This is a genomic window from Halalkaliarchaeum sp. AArc-CO, assembly GCF_024972735.1.
Lineage (GTDB): Archaea > Halobacteriota > Halobacteria > Halobacteriales > Haloferacaceae > Halalkaliarchaeum.
In genome coordinates, this window is record NZ_CP087723.1 from 1244506 (window position 1) to 1258642 (window position 14137).

14 protein-coding genes are annotated in these 14137 nt (G+C 62.9%); 9 read left to right on the plus strand and 5 right to left on the minus strand.

Annotation, left to right across the window (positions count from 1 at the left end):
• Window positions 1–62: 62 nt before the first annotated feature.
• A complete protein-coding gene (locus AArcCO_RS06770) occupies window positions 63–497 on the minus strand; it encodes a pyridoxamine 5'-phosphate oxidase family protein (RefSeq protein WP_259535916.1) in 435 nt (144 codons plus the stop codon).
• A gap of 129 nt (window positions 498–626) precedes the next feature.
• Between AArcCO_RS06770 and AArcCO_RS06775 the strand changes: the two genes are divergently transcribed.
• The gene (locus AArcCO_RS06775) at window positions 627–932 is read left to right on the plus strand and encodes a DUF8054 domain-containing protein (RefSeq protein WP_259535919.1); all 306 of its coding nucleotides are present in this window, start codon (window positions 627–629) and stop codon (window positions 930–932) included.
• Window positions 933–1056: 124 nt separating this feature from the next.
• On the opposite strand, the gene AArcCO_RS06780 is transcribed toward AArcCO_RS06775, so the two are convergent.
• Complete coding sequence (locus AArcCO_RS06780) at window positions 1057–1377, minus strand: HalOD1 output domain-containing protein (RefSeq protein ID WP_259535922.1); 321 nt, start codon at window positions 1375–1377, stop codon at window positions 1057–1059.
• A 204-nt stretch (window positions 1378–1581) separates the two neighbouring features.
• Window positions 1582–2439 carry a DUF8054 domain-containing protein gene (locus AArcCO_RS06785; protein WP_259535924.1) on the minus strand — a complete coding sequence of 286 codons (858 nt, stop codon included), beginning with the start codon at window positions 2437–2439 and terminating at the stop codon, window positions 1582–1584.
• Between the two features lie 174 nt (window positions 2440–2613).
• Here AArcCO_RS06785 and AArcCO_RS06790 point away from each other — a divergent pair, with 174 nt between their 5' ends.
• The 3 genes from AArcCO_RS06790 (at window position 2614) to AArcCO_RS06800 (ending at window position 6347) form a co-directional block, all read left to right on the plus strand.
• A complete protein-coding gene (locus AArcCO_RS06790) occupies window positions 2614–3780 on the plus strand; it encodes a signal peptidase I (RefSeq protein WP_259535926.1) in 1167 nt (388 codons plus the stop codon).
• A gap of 75 nt (window positions 3781–3855) precedes the next feature.
• Complete coding sequence (locus tag AArcCO_RS06795) at window positions 3856–5244, plus strand: DUF5305 domain-containing protein (RefSeq protein ID WP_259535928.1); 1389 nt, start codon at window positions 3856–3858, stop codon at window positions 5242–5244.
• A 65-nt stretch (window positions 5245–5309) separates the two neighbouring features.
• Window positions 5310–6347: a Brp/Blh family beta-carotene 15,15'-dioxygenase gene (locus AArcCO_RS06800; protein ID WP_259535930.1), complete on the plus strand. Its 1038-nt coding sequence runs from the start codon at window positions 5310–5312 to the stop codon at window positions 6345–6347.
• A gap of 31 nt (window positions 6348–6378) precedes the next feature.
• On the opposite strand, the gene AArcCO_RS06805 is transcribed toward AArcCO_RS06800, so the two are convergent.
• Window positions 6379–6999 (minus strand): helix-turn-helix domain-containing protein, encoded by a 621-nt coding sequence (locus AArcCO_RS06805; protein WP_259535932.1) that lies wholly within the window; start codon window positions 6997–6999, stop codon window positions 6379–6381.
• Window positions 7000–7151: 152 nt separating this feature from the next.
• Here AArcCO_RS06805 and crtI point away from each other — a divergent pair, with 152 nt between their 5' ends.
• Window positions 7152–8669 (plus strand): bifunctional phytoene desaturase/3,4-desaturase, encoded by a 1518-nt coding sequence (gene crtI, locus AArcCO_RS06810; RefSeq protein ID WP_259535935.1) that lies wholly within the window; start codon window positions 7152–7154, stop codon window positions 8667–8669.
• Window positions 8670–8843: 174 nt separating this feature from the next.
• Window positions 8844–9674 carry a bacteriorhodopsin gene (locus tag AArcCO_RS06815; RefSeq protein WP_303650974.1) on the plus strand — a complete coding sequence of 277 codons (831 nt, stop codon included), beginning with the start codon at window positions 8844–8846 and terminating at the stop codon, window positions 9672–9674.
• A gap of 84 nt (window positions 9675–9758) precedes the next feature.
• Here the strand turns inward: AArcCO_RS06815 and AArcCO_RS06820 are convergent, their stop codons facing one another.
• Entirely contained in the window at window positions 9759–9935 is a 177-nt protein-coding gene (locus tag AArcCO_RS06820) for a hypothetical protein (RefSeq protein WP_259535937.1), read from the minus strand.
• Between the two features lie 124 nt (window positions 9936–10059).
• On the opposite strand from AArcCO_RS06820, the gene AArcCO_RS06825 reads away from it, so the two are divergent.
• The 3 genes from AArcCO_RS06825 (at window position 10060) to AArcCO_RS06835 (ending at window position 14133) form a co-directional block, all read left to right on the plus strand.
• Window positions 10060–12051, plus strand: coding sequence for a bacterio-opsin activator domain-containing protein (locus tag AArcCO_RS06825; protein WP_259535939.1), 1992 nt, complete (start codon window positions 10060–10062; stop codon window positions 12049–12051).
• 203 nt (window positions 12052–12254) lie between these two features.
• A complete protein-coding gene (locus tag AArcCO_RS06830; protein ID WP_259535941.1) occupies window positions 12255–13037 on the plus strand; it encodes a lycopene cyclase domain-containing protein in 783 nt (260 codons plus the stop codon).
• 34 nt (window positions 13038–13071) lie between these two features.
• Window positions 13072–14133, plus strand: a complete 1062-nt coding sequence (locus tag AArcCO_RS06835; protein WP_259535944.1) for a Brp/Blh family beta-carotene 15,15'-dioxygenase — start codon at window positions 13072–13074, stop codon at window positions 14131–14133.
• Window positions 14134–14137 lie beyond the last annotated feature (4 nt).

Here is a 14137-nt window from a genome sequence, read left to right on the forward strand (position 1 = left end):
CCAATCGATAGACAAACGAAGACGTGACCGCTCGCGTCGGCGAGAAGAGGGGCCGATGTCGTCTACAGGTTTCCGGTGCCGTACGCCCGTCCGGAGAGCGTTTCGGGGACGAGTTCGTACAGTTCGTTTTCGTCGTTGCCGTCCGAGTCACTCCAGATGTCTCCGTCCAGCGGGAAGTCGGCGTTCTCCCGCACCACCGCGAACGCCTCCCGCTGGTCGGCGTCGGGGATCGGACGCAGTTCTCCTGTGGCGATCACGCTCTCGACGACCCTGTTGGGATGTTTTGCGTACACGACGAAACAGACCCACGGCTTCTCGCCGATGAAGTCGGCCTTCCGCCCTCGTTTCGACTTGCTGAGCTGAAACACGAACCGATCGCCGTCGTACCCGTACGAGACCGGGACACCGTACGGCTCGTCGTCGTCCGCGAACGTGAGCACGCCGTCGTCCTCACGCCGCAGCACTTCCTCGACCGTCTCTTCCGAGAAGCGCTCCATTATGACGTCCTCGATTCCACGTACGGGTGCCACGATTAATAAGCCTGTGTCGCCGAGTCGTCGTCGGACTTTCGATCCCACCCGGTACGCAGCGGTTACCTTTCCCTGACGGACGAGTACGTTTCGAACATGCACCCAGCACCGGGTGATCTCCTGGACCGGGTTCGCCATTTCGGATACACGGGAGACCGTCGGTGTGTCCCGTGCACCCTGTTGAACCTGTACGTTGCCGCAATCTCTGGGCTCTCGGTCGCACTGGCCCGGAGCGAGCTCTTCGGGGCGGCGGTGTTCGTCTCTCTCGGGCTGGTCGTCTACTTTCGGGGGTATCTCGTTCCCGGGTTTCCCTCCATCACGACGATCCCGGTGGCTGCTTTCGAGTGGTGTCGACAGCTCTTTGCCGAAAACGAGGCTCCAAACTCGGAGTCCAGATTCTGACCGACCAGAAGCGTAAGGCTCACGTCCCGTATCATTATCAGTGCTGGAAGACACTGGAGACGCGAACAGGGTTGCCGAATCGTAGTCGAGGGCGTCGGCAGCCAGTTTCCTCGATGCCCGTGTCTCAGACGAGCTCGACGAGTTCCACCCGCTCGCCGTCTTCGATCCGGATCCGGTAGTCCCCGTGGGTAAACGCCACCGTGATGTCCGATGGATCGCCACCGGACGGCTCGAACAGCCGATCCAACCCGTCCGGATCGATCGTGTCCGACAGCGGTCGTTGTTCGAAGGTGCTGCGTTCGCTTACCTCCTCCATCAAAAGCCCCACCGCGACAGTGATTGACTCGCCTGGAACGTCGGAAACGTTCAGCGTGTGGGTTCTCCCGGCACCGTTTTGTTTGCCCGACGATGAAGTGTGAACATCGATGTCCGGTGATTTACTCATTTGACTATTGATGTTGCTTTCACAATGACCTGACTTATGCTTTTTCCTTGTTGATAGATTGACTCGAACATCTAGATTCTCGGTGACCACGTTCGATTCATAAGCAGTTTTTACCTGACATTCGTCGTGATGTGTTTTCGGATCGTTCCTGTCTGGCGGGTTGTTTTTTGAAGAATCTGACCGTGTCGAATCCGAAGGCGTTGCTCACTGATACGATCCGTTGAAAACCGATGCGTCACACTCCGTACAGTCCCGGGAGACGTTGACGTACTCTCCCGAACAGCAGGTTTTGGTGACGTCCTCGATCGACGTCAGTTCCCCGTCGCAGTCCGGACACCGCTGGAGGAACGCACGAAGGCTGGCCAGCAGTTCCCCGCTTTGTCGCTGATCGAGCTCGTCCCAGATCGGGAGCCACTCGGCGACAGTGGGTTCGGCTCCGAGGTCCGCCAGAAACGCCGCACGAGAACTCCACCGACCGGCTGTCACGCCGTCGATCTCCACCTCGAACGGGTCGGTCCCGGCGACTGCTACCCCCTCGGGATCGACGTCCAGAACGGCGGCGAGCCGCTCGATCGCCGCGTCGTCGTCCCGGAACCGTTCGATCCGGTCCCACCACGCCTCCTCGAACGCCGGCGTGAGACAGAGGTCGTCTTCGTCGGCACAGTCCTCGACGATTCCGGCGTCTGCGAGCAGTTCCCCCACGTGCTCGTAGTCGGCGAGCGGGTTTTCCCCGCGATCGTTCGTCCCGGCTGTGACGCCGCCGTCGGTGTCGAGTGCGTTGGGTTCCGCCAGCGGCTCCTTTCCGAACAGCCGGAGCGCCCATGTGGGGAAGTACCGCTGTGTGATCGTCGGCGTCCCGGGAATCAGGTAGCCACGGAAGTAGATCGCCGCACCACCCACGAGAAGGACGACAGCCCCCGCGCCCGTCGAGACGACGCCCACCGTGATGGCCAGGACCCCTGTGATCACCGCGTTGAGTGCCGTACACGGCATACATCGGTTCTCCCCCGTGTATTCCGGCCGACGGAACCGGCCGATCATTTCCGCGATCGACAGTGACATGGACGGGAGATTCCCTCGCTCGCCACATAGGTATAGAGAGGTTACTTGGGTGATACCCCACAGATCGGTCTTTCAGGCCTCCTCTGAGGGGATCTAACCGGTGGTTTCGCTCCGGAAACGTCTGATTACCTAAGGGAGAGAGCGACGAACGTCGCGATCAGGTGTTGGGGGGAAATGGGTACGAGCCTCGGAAAGCTGGCGGAGTATGCCCTCGCTGTCGTTCTGTTGGTGCTCGTCGTGTCGCTTGTCGCGGGCCACTTCCTCGGTCAGCCGGTGTTGCTCGCGTACGTCGAAACCGGCAGCATGGAGCCGACGCTCGAGGCGGGCGACGGCTTCGTGGCGATCCCCTCCGCCATCGCGGGAGAGGTCACGACGGGGGACGTCGTCGCGTTCGAAGCCGAACAGGTTCACGGGGGTGATCTGACGACCCACCGTGTCATCGACGAGCGGTCCGGCGGCTACATTACCCAGGGCGACGCCAACCCCTTCACCGACCAAGGGGAGGGTGAACCGCCCGTCACCGACGGACAGGTGAAGGCGGTTGCGCTCCAGGTCAACGGGGACGTCGTTCGCATCCCACATCTCGGCACCGGCGTCACGGCTGTGGGGGCAGCACTCGATCGGGGGGAACGGTTCCTGGCCGGGTTCTTCGGCACGCCTCGCCTCGGAGATCAACAGCTGGCGTATCTCCTGTTCGGCTTCGGCGTCCTGATCTACGCCGTTAGCCTGGCCACGGACAGATCGGGCAGGCGAGACAGAGCAGACAGCCGCTCCCGGTCGCGCTCCCGGGCGGGCGTGCTCGATCCGCGGCTGCTCGTGATCGTCTTTACGGTCCTCATCATGGTCGCCGCGACCGCCGCGATGGTTCTGCCAGCGGGCACCCAATCCTACGGGATCGTGAGCACCGAAGGGGACTCGGCCAATCCGACGATTGTTCCGATGGGCGAGTCCGACGAGATGACGTTCGTGAGACACAACGGCGGCCAGCTCCCGGTGGTCTCGTACATGGAGCCGGCGAGCGAGGGCGTCGAGGTGGAGCCACACGTCTCCCACATGAGTGCAAACGAGACGGTCAACGCGACGATAACGTTCCACGCGCCACCGGAAACCGGCTACTACATGCGATCCGTGACGGAGTATCGGTATCTGCTAGTGCTTCCTGCCCCAGTGATTCACGGTCTCTATGCCGTGCATCCGTGGCTCCCGTACGTCGCGGTAAACGCCGTCATCGGTGGAGCGATCGCGATCCCCGGACTGCTGCTGGTGGGTCCCGGGGAGCTTCGGCTGCGGACCCGATCCCGGAACCGTCGAGGGGGCGTTCTCACCCGCCTGCTCGAGTGAACACGAAGAACACGAGAGAGAATACGGAGAGAACGGAGGAACACGACATGAATTTACCGAACGGAGGACAGCACGATGGCAGACAGTGACCGACCACAAGGGGGCGAGGAGCGCCCGCCGAACGTCTGGGAATTCAGGCTGCGCCGGGCGCTCGACCGGCAGTTCGTCGTGGTCGTCACAGCCTTGCTCATCACCGCCGCACTGGGTGGATATCTGGCCTACGAACCACACGTCGAACCAGGCGTCGAAATCGATGAGGAGACGGTTACGGACTGGTCCGAACGGACGGCGTTCGGCCACTCTGCAACCGTACAGCAGTCGAACCCGGTGTTTCCGGTCGGATCCGAACTGACGGATCGGTCGCTGTACTACACGACCCTCGCGCCGGAACTGGATGGAACCTACGAGTACCAGTACTCGGGAAACGGCGGTGACGGCTCCGTCGAGGTTGAGATGGATGTCCAGCTCCGGTATCGATCGGTTGCAGGCGACGACGATGGTATCTTCTGGGAACGCAGTGAGCCGATCACCACTGTCGAACGGGAGGGGGTCGATCCCGGCGATCCCGTCACGGCGGAGTTCCAGGTCAACGTCTCCGAGGCCGAATCGCAGGTGGACAGCATCCAGGAGCAACTGGGGACGACGATCGGAACGACGGAGGTCGACGTCGTCGTGCACACGCAGGTGCAGGGGACAGTCGACGGTGAGGAGGTCACAAGCGCCCACCGGCAGGCGTTACAGATCTCCCCCGATGGTTCGACGTATTCCGTCGAGGATCCGGGAACCGAAACGGAACTCCACCAGTCTACGGTTACGCACGAAGTGCCTGCCGAGTACGGCCCGTTGCGGTCCTACGGCTCTCTCGCCCTCGTTGCAGTCTCGCTTCTGGGGTTGATCGGGCTCGGAACCGCCCGGCATCGGGGGAAGATCGCACCCTCGAAACGGGAGGAACGGGCGTTCGAGTGGGCCAGGACGCGATCGGAGTTCGACGAGTGGATCAGCCGCGGACGAGTTCCAGCCGATTCGATCGAGTCGACCCGGATCGAGTTGGAATCGCTGGACGGGCTGGTGGACGTTGCGATCGACTCCAATCAGCGGGTGATCGAGGACGTCACACGGAACGCCTTTTACGTTCTCGGAGAAGACGCCCACTACGTTTTTGTTTCGGAGCCGGTTGACCTCGATGAGCCGCTCTCGCTGGAGCATTCCACGGCTGTGTTTTCGGATCGCTTTACAGTTGACACCGACACCGATACCGCCACAGACTCCGATTCCGACTTTGACTCCAGGGACTCCGACTCCGAGGAGCCCGACGTCTCGGACGCCGAGCCGGAGACCGCCGATCAACCCGCGTGGCACTCTGGAGACGATCTGTCGCGACCGACGAAGCAAGACACCGGAGAGAATCCCGAACGAGGCGACGGAACCGCCGAAACGGTGGGATCTCGACCGGACGACGAGTAACCGGGTCAAAAAGTCCCGTCGCTTGTCGGACGGCTTCCAACCTGCTACGTTGCGTATTTACAGATATGGCGACCGACAACTGGACGGCTTCGGGGAGGCTATCGACGTCTCCGGAGCATCTCGCGTTACAGCTCTCCCGGGGGACGATCGGCGCACTGACTGTGGGATTCGTGCTGCTTTCGGTCGCCGGCCGCGGGATCACACTCCAGACCCAGTTGCTCGTCTATCTCGTCGGGATGGTCGCGTTGAACCTCCCACACGGCGGCTACGAACACTTTTCGAACCTCCGCAATCGAGGGCCCCCGTTCGGCGCCCGCTACGTCGTGTTGTACGTGGGATTCGTCGTCGCCTTTGTCGCGCTGTTTCTGGTCGCTCCAGTGGTGGCACTGGCGTTCGCGTTCGCCACGGCCGTCGCCAAGGGCGGTCACGGCGACCTCCACGTCATGGAGGGGCTGATCGGCACGGGCCACCTAGACACGCGGTTCCAGCGCGGGCTGGCGGCGTTCGTTCGCGGCGGCGCCGTGATGATTGTCCCCCTCGTGTTCTGGCCGGAGACGTTCTACACCTTCTCGGAGTACATGGTCGCCATCTTCGATCCCGGGGCCCTCGCGGCGGTCGCGGGCGGCTTCGAACGCTCTCGGCTCGTTCTCGGTGGCGGCTTCGGGCTCGCGGTCGTCGCTCATCTCGGCCTCGGGTACGCACGCGGTGGCGTTTCACGCGAGTGGCTCGTCGACGCCGGGGAGACGCTGCTTCTGGTCGCCTATTTCGCGTTCGTCCCGGTCGTCGTTGCGATCGGACTGTACTTTCCGCTGTGGTACTCGCTCCGTCAAGCCGGTCGGAGCGTCGCCGTCGAACGCCGGAATCCGGGACGGAACGACGGCCTCGCCATCCCCGTCGCGTGGGGGGTTCTTGTCGTCGGCGCGCTCGCGACCGCGCTGGTTGCGGCGGGGCTGTACGTCGTCGCGCCGAACCCCCTCGGAGGTGCGGCGTTGCTCCCCGGAATCGTCGCCTTCTACACCGTGTTCGTCTGTGTTATCGCGTTACCCCACGTCGTCGTCGGCGAGTGGCTGGACATGAAGCGCGGGATCTGGTACGTTCCCTGAGAACTCGGGCGGGCGACCGATGGACAGTCGGTCACCCGTCACCGAGAACGGTTTCGACCAGCGTCGACTGGGCGGCGGCAAGGTGCTCTGCGAACGTCGATCGGGCGATCCCGATCTCCTCGGCGACGCCCTCGGCGTTCGTCTCCCGGGGATACTCGAAGTAACCCATCCGAAGTGCCGTTTGGAGCACCTCCCGCTGCCGGGACGTGAGTCGCTTCCTGTCGACGACGATCGGGTCCGCCCCGCCCTTCGATTTCGTTCGAACGAGGTAGCGGAGCTCCGTCTCCGATCCCGTCGCCTCGATCGCGCTGATGATCTCCTCGAGCGGTTCCGAGGAGGGGAGGTGAACGGTCACCACGAGTTCCGACGGGTCACTCCGAACCTCCACGTCCGAAACTGGATGCCCACAGGATTCGATCACCGAACAGGGACAATCCGTGGCTTTCTTCCGCTCGACCCGGTAGACGCTTTCCCCGTTGGCTTCGAAGTCGGCCTCCACATCCAGATCCGACGGGGCCCGGAACTGTTCGGTGACGGGATCCCGTCCGGTCGTCCACTCGACTGCAGTCGCGTTCGTTCCGCTCTCGAGTGCATCTTCGACCGGGCAGTTCGGAGGATCTCGTATCGACAGTCTCGCACGAACTCCACTCATGAATGCAGCGAAGGTAGACGGAGAGATAGCGTCGTCTCCTTACTGGTTAGATCGCGCGGCGGGCCGAGTCTGTGTCGCTCCCGTTCTACGTCAAATAAAAACCCCCTACAAACCGGAGCCCGTTCTCGGTGGTCGCGCCCGTTCGTCCGGGTATGGACGACGCTGTACTCCGCGGGGAATCGATCGCGATCGTCGGTTCCGGATTCGGCGGGCTCTCCGCCGGTGCGTATCTCGGCGCTGCTGGGGCGGACGTTACCGTTTACGAGAAGAACGAACACGTCGGGGGCGTCGCCGGCCGCCTCGAACGGGACGGGTTCCGGTTCGACACCGGCCCATCCTGGTATCTGATGCCGGAGGTGTTCGAGAACTTCTTTGCGGCGTTCGGGGCGGATCCATCGGACTACTACGATCTGATCCGCCTCGATCCGAACTACCGGGTGTTCTGGCGGGACGGCGAGCGGGCAGACGTTCCCGCGGACCCTACTGCCGCTGCAGAACTGTTCGAATCATACGAATCCGGCGCAGGGGAGGCATTGGAACGCTATCTCGACCAGGCCGAAGAAGCCTACGACGTGGGCATGAACCGGTTCGTCCGTGCCAACAGGACCCGGTTCCGGGACTACATTTCACTCGACGTGTTCCGCTCGGCCAGGGGGATCTCGTTTCTCGGGACGATGGACGACCACGTCGCGGAGTACTTCGAGAACCCGCGTCTCAGACAACTCGTCCAGTACACCCTGGTTTTTCTGGGTGGCTCCCCCCACAACACGCCGGCGCTGTACACGCTCATGAGCCACGTCGATTACGGGCTGGGCGTCTACTATCCGCAGGGCGGGATAACGGCTGTCGTCGACGCCGTCGAATCCGTCGCAACCGACCAGGGAGCGACCGTCCACACCGGAGTTGAGGTGACTCGACTCGCGCCGGAGCACGGCGGCATTGAACTCGCGACGGCCGACGGGACGGTGCAGACGTACGATCGGGTTGTCTGCAACGCGCCGATTGCGCACGTCGAACGGGAGCTCCTCCCGGCGGGATCGACGGATCGGTCCGACGGCTACTGGGACTCGCGGACGTACGCCCCCTCGGCGTACATGTTGTACCTCGGTGTCGAGGGCGGCGTCGACCCGCTAAAACATCACACGCTTTTGTTACCGACAGACTGGGACCCCCACTTCGAGACGATTTTCGAGGAACCCGGCTGGCCGGAGGATCCGGCCATGTACGTGAACGTGCCCTCTCAGACCGATCCCGACGCCGCCCCCGACGGCTGTGAAACCGTCGTCGTCCTCGTTCCGATCGCGCCGGGGCTCGAGGACACACCGACGCGTCGGGAGGGCTTTCGGGAGAGCGTTCTCGACGCCATCGCCGAAGATACGGGCGTCGAGCTCCGCGGTCGGATCCGAACGGAATCGACTGCCTGCGTTTCGGAGTTCGCCGAGCGGTACCGGAAACCGGAGGGGACGGCGCTCGGATTGGCGCACACGCTCCGACAGACTGGCCCGCTTCGTCCCCGCCACCGGGCACCCGGCGTCGATCGGCTCTACTACGTGGGCGACGACACCAATCCCGGTATCGGTGTTCCGATGTGTCTCCTCAGCGGAAAGCACGTCACGGAGGCAGTTCGATCGGACGCAAACGGAAATTTCCTCGCGAACCTTATTCCATAACCGCAGTACGAAACGATCTTGTAACCCCGTTCGCCAGACGGTATCTTACAAGTCAGGTATCAGTTTTACTCCGGCAGGTAGCGTGTATCAGTATGGAGTATGACAGAATTACTGACAGCAGTACTGGCCGCCATCGCAGGGGGCGTACCGATCGACGCGCTGGTTGCAGTCGACGTGACACAGGGGCAGATGTACGAACACCTGCAGGAGGCGACGCTGTTGAATGCGTCGCTGTGGGTCAACATCGCGCTCGCGGGCCTTTCGATCCTGCTGTTCGTCTATATGGGGCGCAACATCGAGAACCCGCGGGCGCAACTGATCTGGGTTGCAACCCTGATGGTTCCGCTGGTGTCGATTTCGAGTTACACCGGGCTCGCGTCCGGGCTCACGATGGGCGTCCTCGAGATGCCGGCCGGACACGCGCTGCACGGTGGCGAACTCGTCCTCGCCGACGGGACGACGATACAGGACGGTGCGATCAGCATGTGGGGTCGGTATCTCACGTGGGCGCTGTCGACGCCGTTTATCCTGCTCGCGTTGGGGCTGCTCGCGAACACGAACTTCACGAAGCTGTTCACCGCGATCGTGGCCGACGTCTCGATCATGATCACGGGGCTGGCCGCGGCGCTTACCACTTCCAGCTACGCGATGCGGTGGTTCTGGTACTTCATCAGCGTCACGTTCTTCCTCGTGGTCGTGTACATCCTCCTGGTCGAGTGGCCGGAGGACGCACAGGCGGCGGGAACCGCGGAGATATTCAACCTGTTGAAGGTGCTTACGGTCGTGCTGTGGTTCGGCTACACGATCTGGTGGGCCGTCGGTAACGAGGGCCTCGCACTGATCGAGAGCGTCGCTGTCACCTCGTGGGGGTACAGCATCTTCGACATCATCGCGAAGTACGTCTTCGCGTTCCTGCTTTTGAACTGGATCGCGAGCAACGAGGGGATTATTGCCGAGCAGTCCTCGTCGGCCGAAGGCAGTGCAGCCGCGCCCGCTGACGACTGAACAGCCCAACTCGACCGTCGAGGTCGGCAGTTTCCGCGGTCGCTGTCGAAACGCGTCGGCCGCCGCGATTTTTCCGGAGACAGGTCAGGTGCCCCGGAGCAGGTGATCGATCACCACCACGACCAGGACGATCCCCGGGACGATTCCTGCAGTCAGCACGCCGAGTACGAACAGTGTCGCAAACAACAGAATAGCCGAGAGAAACTGGACGGGGAGCGTCTGCTTTCGATACCAGCTGAAGAACCGTTCGAGTATCGACACGTTAGACAGAACGTGTTGCTGACACATCTTTCTGTCGTCGCCTGGCTCTCGGTTTCGTCGACGCCTATTGGATGTTCCTCTCGGCTACCCGAACGCTTACTTTCGGTAGTGGTGAAGGGTAACTGTGCCAACCAAACGCGTGCTTCTCGCCTCGGTCGGCGAGCCAGCAAGCGAGACGGCTGCATTCCTCCGGGACCGAAACCGGTCAGTGACGACCGTCGAAAGCGCCACGATAGCGCTACGGGAGCTCGCGGCAACCCATTACGACTGCGTCGTCACGGCGAACCGGCTCTCCGGGGACGACGGGCTGCAACTTCTGGAGGCTATCGAGGAATTCGACCCTCTGCTCCCGGTTATCGTCTACGCCGACGACGACGCCGTCGGGACGGAGGCGCTGGACCGTGGTGCCGAACGGTTCGTCTCTCGCAGCGAAACAGGAGCACTCGACCGCCTCGATACGGGAATCACCGAAGTGACGGAATCGTCGCCGCACGCGCCGGCGAAACAGGACGTCTCAAAACAGGGGCCCTCCACCGACGAAATCGTCCACGCGATCGACGAAGCGCCGATCGGGATTACCCTCGCGGATCCGTCGCTACCCGACGAACCGCTCGTGTACGTAAACGAGGCGTTCGAACGGGTGACCGGCTATCCGACCGACTACGTCAGGGGACGGAACTGCCGATTCCTGCAGGGACCGGACACCGATCCCGCCACAGTCGCGGAGATGCGCCAGGCAATCGAACGTGAAGAACCCGTCACGGTCGTGGTCCGCAATTACCGGAAGGACGGCTCCCCGTTCTGGAACGAAGTGACGATCGCACCGATCTACGACGACGACGGCGAACTGGTCCACTACGTCGGCTTTCAAAGCGACGTCAGCGAACGGGAACGAGCCAAACGAACGGCCGAAAAGCGAGCCGAAGCGTTGCGAGAGGAGCGCATCGCACTCGAGCGGGTGCTGGAGCGTGTCAACGGCGTTCTCAGCGACGTGGGACGGGCGCTCGTCGAGGAAAACGACCGAGGGGCGATCGAGCGACGGATCTGTGAGACCGTCGTCTCCGCCCGCGGATACGGCGCAGCGTGGATCGCCGGGACGAACGCTCCGGACACGAGAATCCAGCTTCACGAAAGCGCTGGCTTGCTATCGGACGCCGACGTCGACTGGGCCGTCGACGAGCTCCCGGACGCAGTAGGGCGCGCCATCGAATCCGGACGCGTCGAAGGTTCGAGCCTCGAACCGAGAAGCGTTGCCGAGGTCGGGCTGAACCCGGTCGGCTGTCGGCGGATCGTCGTCGTGCCGCTCGTGTACGGCCAAACCACCTACGGGCTGTTGGCCGTCTACTCGGAGGACGCCGACTCGCTGGACCGTCGGGAGGAAGTGCTCTTCGAGTCGATCGGTCGGATGGTCGCCAGCGGCCTCAACGCGATCGAGACCACGCGGATCCTCACTGTCGATCGAGTGACAGAACTGGTTTTCGAGATCAGGGACCCGTCGTTTCCGCTGTCGGCAGTGGCGGACATGCTCGACGATCCCGTCGAGTACGTCGGGCTGACAGAGGGCGTTTCCGCGGACGAGTATCACCTGTATCTCACCGTGGCCGGCAGCGGTGGTATCGATCCGGAGGTACTCACCGACCTACCGTTCGTCGAGGACGTCCGCAAGATTGCCGACAGGGGGGAAGAATACGCGTTCGCGATCGTGCTCGAGGGGACCACACCGTTCGTCGAACTCGCCGACTACGGGGCAACCGTTCAGTCGATATCGGCGGACCGGAACTCGGCGAAACTCGTGGTTCACTCGCCGCCGGAACACGATCACGACGCCCTTTTGAAATTCCTCGAGTCGGAGTACGAGTCCGTCGAACTTCGGTCGAAACGCGACCGGGAGCGACGCGATCGGACGGCCCACGAGTTCGTCTCGGACGTGGAGTCGACGCTGTCGGAGCGCCAGTACACTGCGCTCAAGACGGCCCATCTCAACGGCTACTTCGAGTGGCCGCGACCGGTCGACGGGACGGAGCTCGCGGATTCGATGAACATCTCGAGACAGACGTTCCATCAGCATCTCCGGCTGGCACAACGGAAGCTCGTTGGGGCCTTCTTCGAGGAATGAACGGCGGCCGGTATAGCGGAAGAGTGGAATGCGTTCCGGAAGCCAGACAGGTTAGGATTGATCTCTTTGCTCGGAACGATCGTACGTAATTGCATGAGAGCGTTCTTGGCAGCCGTTTCACATGCGACCCGTGTCGGGAGGCGACCCGAGCTCCGGCTCGCCGGAACGGTCCGGAACCACTCGAACACGTCCGACGGTGAGAAATGACACCACCGTTGAGCTATCTCGAGTTCCACGCGCTGTTCATTTTACCGCCGATCTTCCTTCTGGGATGGCTGGCCCATCGTCGATCGGGCGCCTGGTGGGGTCGGCGGCCCCTTTCTGGGCTCGGGATCATCCTGGTTTTGGCGGTGGTGTACACGACGCCATGGGACAATCTCCTCATCGACGTCGGAGTGTGGTGGTACGGGGACGGGGCCGTGGTCGAGACGATCTGGCACGCCCCCGTCGAGGAGTACCTGTTTTTCGTGCTCCAGCCCATCCTGACCGCGCTTTTCCTGTTTCTGTTCCCCACAGGTGAGGACCTGTCGCTTCGGATCCCCAGCTCGCATCGATTTGTCGGCGCGGTCGGCGGACTCGGACTCGGAGCGGTGGGATGGTTCCTGCTCGGCTCGTCGTCGACGTTCTACATGGGTGCGATACTGCTGTGGGCGGGTCCGATCCTCGCGATCCAGTGGGCGTTCGGTCTCACCTACCTCTGGCGGGTCCGACGTCGGGTGGCGCTCGCGATCCTGGTTCCGTCGGTGTACCTCTGGATCGTAGACCGGATCGCGATCGGGATGGGGATCTGGGTCATTTCCGAGGAGTACACAACCGGGTACACACTGTTCGGCCTGCCGATCGAGGAGGCGACGTTTTTCCTCGTGACGAACATCTTTGTCGTTCAAGGAATCGTACTGTACATGTGGCTCCTGGATCGTGCAAGCGACGTTCCAGCCCTCGCAGGGGCGCTCGAACGGACACCCGTCGCCTTCGATGCTCGGTGAGAGAGTGGCTGACCAGTGAGAGAGTCGATGTCCGATGACAGAGCCGACGACCAGTGAGAGAGCCGTCGCGGCCCGCATCGCGCTCGCGGGCGGGATCCTGACGGTTTCTCTGGGAGTCGCGCTGCGGGGATTCGGGGGGACGATTCCACTCGCGTATCAGTACGTTCCACTCGTCGTCAGCGCGATCGTGCTGGGGGTTCCCCACGGGGCAGTCGATCACCTCGTGTTGCCCCGCGCCCGGGATGTGCCGGTCACCCGTCGCTCGCTCGCGTTCGTCGGCGGGGTGTACCTCCTGATCGGCGGAAGCTACGCAGCGATCTGGGTTCTGGCTCCAGCGGTCGCGTTCGTTCTGTTCATCGTCGTCACACTGCTACACTGGGGACAGGGCGACGTGTACGCCCTCGTCGAGTTGACGGGTGCGTCGCACCTGTCGACCCGAACGATCCGGGCCTCGACGGCGCTCGTCCGGGGCGGACTGCCGATGCTGGTTCCACTCGTCGCGTTTCCGGAGCAGTACAGGTTCGTCGCGGCGACGGTGATCGGTTCGTTCGATCCCGGCGCAGTCGGGGCGCTGGATGCGGTGTTCACACTCGAGGCGCGTCTCGTGGTAGGCCTCGGTTTCGGCCTTGTGACCGCCGCGACGCTCGGTATCGGCTACCGACGAGCGGTTCGGACGAACGCCGTTCGCCCGTGGCTGACCGACGCCGGGGAGACGCTTTCGCTGATCGCGTACTTCGGGCTGGTGCCCCCGATACTCGCGATCGGACTGTACTTCCCGTTGTGGCACTCGCTTCGTCACATCCTGCGGACGATGCTCGTCGACGACGTGGCGGCTGCTGCGCTTTCGACCCGATCGACCGGGATGGCGTTTCTGCGGTTCACGCGGGATGCGGCCCCGCTCACGGCGGCAGCGTTGGTGATTCTCGGTGCCGTTTGGGTCGCCGTCCCCGAGACGCCGACCACCATGCCCGACGCAGTCGGCGTGTATCTCGTCTTCATTGCGGTGTTGACACTCCCCCACGTCGTCGTGGTTTCGTTTCTGGACAGGGAGCTGGACCTCTGGTCGCCACAGCGCCTAAGCCGTTCGGAAACCTGATACC

Bases quoted from the DNA above. Each gene is read 5' to 3' on its own strand.
- AArcCO_RS06830 (WP_259535941.1), top strand. From the start codon at position 12,255: ATGACACCACCGTTGAGCTATCTCGAGTTCCACGCGCTGTTCATTTTA.
- AArcCO_RS06805 (WP_259535932.1), bottom strand. From the start codon at position 6,999: ATGAGTGGAGTTCGTGCGAGACTGTCGATACGAGATCCTCCGAACTGC.
- AArcCO_RS06770 (WP_259535916.1), bottom strand. From the start codon at position 497: ATGGAGCGCTTCTCGGAAGAGACGGTCGAGGAAGTGCTGCGGCGTGAG.
- AArcCO_RS06800 (WP_259535930.1), top strand. From the start codon at position 5,310: ATGGCGACCGACAACTGGACGGCTTCGGGGAGGCTATCGACGTCTCCG.
- AArcCO_RS06785 (WP_259535924.1), bottom strand. From the start codon at position 2,439: ATGTCACTGTCGATCGCGGAAATGATCGGCCGGTTCCGTCGGCCGGAA.
- AArcCO_RS06795 (WP_259535928.1), top strand. From the start codon at position 3,856: ATGGCAGACAGTGACCGACCACAAGGGGGCGAGGAGCGCCCGCCGAAC.
- AArcCO_RS06775 (WP_259535919.1), top strand. From the start codon at position 627: ATGCACCCAGCACCGGGTGATCTCCTGGACCGGGTTCGCCATTTCGGA.
- AArcCO_RS06790 (WP_259535926.1), top strand. From the start codon at position 2,614: ATGGGTACGAGCCTCGGAAAGCTGGCGGAGTATGCCCTCGCTGTCGTT.
- AArcCO_RS06780 (WP_259535922.1), bottom strand. From the start codon at position 1,377: ATGAGTAAATCACCGGACATCGATGTTCACACTTCATCGTCGGGCAAA.
- AArcCO_RS06835 (WP_259535944.1), top strand. From the start codon at position 13,072: ATGACAGAGCCGACGACCAGTGAGAGAGCCGTCGCGGCCCGCATCGCG.
- crtI (WP_259535935.1), top strand. From the start codon at position 7,152: ATGGACGACGCTGTACTCCGCGGGGAATCGATCGCGATCGTCGGTTCC.